We start from the raw sequence: 3843 nt of genomic DNA on the forward strand, positions 1-3843 counted from the left end.
GTGCTGCCCAATCTCGTCACTGTGCTTGCCATCTGCGCCGGCCTCTCCGGCATCCGCTTCGGCTTCCAGGGCCGCTTCGAGCCGGCGGTGGTGATGGTGCTGCTCGCCGCCTTCCTCGACGGCATAGACGGCCGCCTGGCGCGCATGCTGAAGGCGACATCGAAATTCGGCGCGCAGATGGATTCGCTGGCCGATATCGTCAATTTCGGCGTCGCGCCGGCGCTGGTGCTCTATGCCTTCCTGCTCGACCGCGCCGGCTCGTTCGGCTGGATCGCGGCGCTGCTGTTCACCATCGCCTGCGGCTTGCGGCTCGCCCGCTTCAATGTGCTTGACGACGAGAAGGCCGACCGGCCGCTGTGGCAAAGCGAATATTTCGTCGGCGTGCCGGCGCCGGCGGGCGCGGTGCTGGTGATGCTGCCGCTCTATCTCTATTTCCTGCGGCTGGGACTTGAGCCGACCCGTCTCGCCGCCTTTGTCGCCACCGGCTTCACCGTGCTCGTCGCCTTCCTGCTGGTCAGCCGGCTGCCGGTCTATTCGGGCAAAAGCATCAAGGTGCCGGGCGACAAGGTGTTGCCGGTGATCCTCGCCGTGGTGCTCTACGTCCTGCTTTTGATGACCTACCCCTGGTACACGCTGACCGCTTCGGTCGCCGGCTATCTGGTCTTCCTGCCGCTTTCCGTGCGCGCCTATTCGAAACGCGCCATGCGCGAAGGCGAGAAGGTGCCGCCTTCGGATATCGGTTAAGGCGCTAGGCCGCGGCGCTCAGCCCCAGTCGGTCGATCGCCAGCCTGCGGGTCGAGACGTAGTCGGTCTTGCCCGAACCCAGCACCGGGATCTCCTCCACCTTGATGATGTCATTGGGCACCATCAGTTCGGCCGCGCCCGCCTTCTTGCCGAAGGCGCGTAGTTCCTCCGGACTGGCATCGTCGGCCGTGGTCACCAGCACGATGCGCTCGCCGCGTCTTTTGTCCGGCACCGCGACGGCGGCGTGGCGTTCTTCCGGCCACAGCGACTGCACCAGCATCTCGACCGCGCCCAGCGACACCATCTCTCCAGCGATCTTGGCGAAGCGCTTGGCGCGGCCGCGAATGGTGATGAAGCCGTCGCGGTCGACCGAGACAATGTCGCCGGTATCGTGCCAGCCATTGAGCGGCTGCAACTCGCCAGGCCGGTCGGCGGTCATGTAGCCCATCATCATGTTCGGCCCGTCGAGCCACAGCCGGCCGGCATCGTCAATGCCCTCGACGGCTTCGAGCTTCATGCGGATGGCTGGCAACAGCCGTCCGACCGTGCCGTCGCGGCCATGGATGGCGGTGTTGACGGCGACGACCGGGGCGGCCTCGGTCAGCCCAAAACCCTCGATGATTGATGCGTCGAAGCGCTCGCGATAGACGCGGCGCGTCTCCGGCTTGACCGCCTCGGCGCCGGCGACGACGAAGCGCAGGCTGGAGAAGTCGCCGTCCTTGGCGGTGCGCGCATAATTGGCGAGGAAAGTGTCGGTGCCGAACATGATCGTCGGCCCGACCTTGCGCGCGATCTCGGGGATGATCTTGTAGTGAAGCGGCGAGGGGTAGAGGAACAGTTTCACGCCGGTGACCAGCGGCAGGATGGTGCCGCCGGTCAGTCCGAAGGAGTGGAACACCGGCAGCACGTTGAGCAGGGTGTCGGCGGGCGAGATGGTAATGCGCGCCTCCGCCTGCATGGCGTTGGCGAGCAGGCTCTTGTGCGACAGCACCACCGCCTTGGGCGTGCCTTCCGAGCCCGAGGTGAACAGGATCACCGCTGGCTTTGCCGCATCCTGTGGCCGCAGCGGAAAACGCCACAGCAGCGCGGCCGCGAGCTTGTCCAGCATCGTCACGCTCTGGCGCACATCCTCCAGCCAGAGCATTTTGGCGCCCCCCGCCTCGACCGCCTCGGCGATGTCGGCGAGCCCGGCCTTCTCGATGAAGGCGCGGGAGGAGACGACGGTTCGGATGACGGCGGTGCGCACAGCGGCGGTGACGCTTGCCGACCCGGCGGTGTAGTTGATCATCGCCGCCACCCGGCCGGCCGAGATGAGGCCGACGAAGGACAGCACCACGCCGTTGGCGTTGGGCAGCAGCAGCCCGACCGCTTCGCCAGGCGCCGACACCGCCTCGAAGCGGCGGCCGAGCACGCGCGCGCCGATGAACATCTTGCGATAGCTGAGCGCGCCCGAGATGACGTCCTCGATGATCGGGTGCGAGGCGCCGACTCTGGTTGCCGCGTCGCGCATGGCGAGGAACAGGCCGCGGTCGAGATTGGTGCCGAAGAGCCTGGCTTCCGCGAAGCGGTCGAACAGCGCGTTGGTGTTAGAGGCCTGGTCAGGGTTGCGCGCCACCAGCTCGGCGATCGTCATAGGCTCCAGCACGCTTATCGCGAGGCGCGGGAACCAGTGGCGCGGCGCCCGGTCCGCCGGGGTCAGCGACACCGGCAGGTCGCGCGCGCCGGCGATGAAGATCGGTACGATGCTGGCGTCGGCCTGCATGGCAATGCGGGTGATGGCGCGGAACAGGCGAAAGGATTTGACGTCAGGCTCGACCGCATCGGGCAGATAGACGGCAAGCCGGCCCTTGCCCTTCAGCACCCTGACCAGCCGGCGACTGACGAAGACATGCTCGGCATTGAAGGCGATGGTGCGGCCAAGCTCGCGCCATGGCTCCAGCCAGGGCGAGCGCGCCGACGCATCGTCGAGGATGTGCAGCGTGTCGTCCGGCAGCAGCGATAGCATCAGCGCCGGCTCGAAGCGCGACTGATGCGAGCTCACATAGATGACCGGCGCCTTGGCATTGCGGGCGACGCGGATGCGCTCGTCGGCGATCCGGTAGGCGAGCTTGAACGGCACATAGAGCAGCGCCTGCGTGAAGCGCAGGCCAAGCCGCATCGTTTCGAGTATGCCGATCAGCAACCACGCCGCGACGAGGCCTGCAAGCAGCGCCAGGGTCAGGATCATTGCCGCGCTCTCCCAACGTCCTCCACGTCGCGGCTCTTGAGCGGCCGCTTCGGAGCCAGAGGGTAGCGCAAGCGCGGGCGACGTCAATGTGGACTGAGTGCCCTCTGGCCTTCTCCCCTTGTGGGAGAAGGTGGATCGGCGCGCAGCGCCGAGACGGATGAGGGCTGCTGGAAGAAACTCGGTCGCTAGAAAATCAAACGATTTTCGGCGCTTATCTTGTCGATGCAGCGATCCGTCCAGCACCCCTCATCCGACCGAGCTTCGCTCGGCCACCTTCTCCCACAAGGGGAGAAGGAGAGGGCGCCGGGCTACGCCGCCTTCAGCCTGCCGCTGATGAAACGGAACTCCTGCGTCTTGCCGCCGTAGCCATAGGCGGCGGCCGGAACCTCGTGCACGAAGGCGTAGCTCTCCTCATGCACGCCGCCCAGCAGGCGGCCGAAGGCGGCGAAGATCGCCTGGAGATAGGCTTCGAGCTCGAGCTTGGTGTTGGTGCCGTCGACCACCTTGATGTCGAGCCAGAAAGTATTGGAATCATGCTCGGCCAGCGACTTGCCGCCGGCGAACCAGTGCTGCGGATCGATATAGCTGATGGCGACCGCGGTGATGGTCGGGTCCTTGCGCAGCTGCTTGGCGGTGATCTCGGTCACCTCCTTGGCGATAGTGGCGGACAAAGCGGCGTCGGGCTTGCCGGTGACGCTGACATTGATGATCGGCATTTTCTTTCTCCTCGTTGTGAGCGGCGCTTCCTCGCCGTTGGAAGAAACCATGTCACGATCATTGAATCAAAAAAATCGAATTGTTTCGAAAAAAAGATTCGATATCATCGAATTATGCAAGTGCTCGACCCAGACCTCCTCAGGACCTTCCTTGCT

3 protein-coding genes are annotated in these 3843 nt (G+C 65.3%); 1 reads left to right on the plus strand and 2 read right to left on the minus strand.

Annotated features, from left to right (window positions below; all coding sequences use genetic code 11):
• The coding region (locus EN742_RS27460; RefSeq protein WP_148670295.1) for a phosphatidylcholine/phosphatidylserine synthase at positions 1–744 on the plus strand (744 nt) is incomplete at its 5' end.
• A gap of 4 nt (positions 745–748) precedes the next feature.
• Here EN742_RS27460 and EN742_RS27465 read toward each other — a convergent pair.
• A complete protein-coding gene (locus tag EN742_RS27465) occupies positions 749–2971 on the minus strand; it encodes an AMP-binding protein (protein ID WP_128333497.1) in 2223 nt (740 codons plus the stop codon).
• Between the two features lie 308 nt (positions 2972–3279).
• Entirely contained in the window at positions 3280–3687 is a 408-nt protein-coding gene (locus EN742_RS27470) for a 4-oxalocrotonate tautomerase family protein (protein ID WP_126055669.1), read from the minus strand.
• Positions 3688–3843 lie beyond the last annotated feature (156 nt).

The sequence above is a fragment of the Mesorhizobium sp. M4A.F.Ca.ET.020.02.1.1 genome (genome assembly GCF_004022645.1).
Lineage (GTDB): Bacteria > Pseudomonadota > Alphaproteobacteria > Rhizobiales > Rhizobiaceae > Mesorhizobium.

Excerpts from the sequence above, each read along its gene's own strand:
- EN742_RS27465 (WP_128333497.1), bottom strand. The coding sequence starts at position 2,971 with ATGATCCTGACCCTGGCGCTGCTTGCAGGCCTCGTCGCGGCGTGGTTG.
- EN742_RS27470 (WP_126055669.1), bottom strand. The coding sequence starts at position 3,687 with ATGCCGATCATCAATGTCAGCGTCACCGGCAAGCCCGACGCCGCTTTG.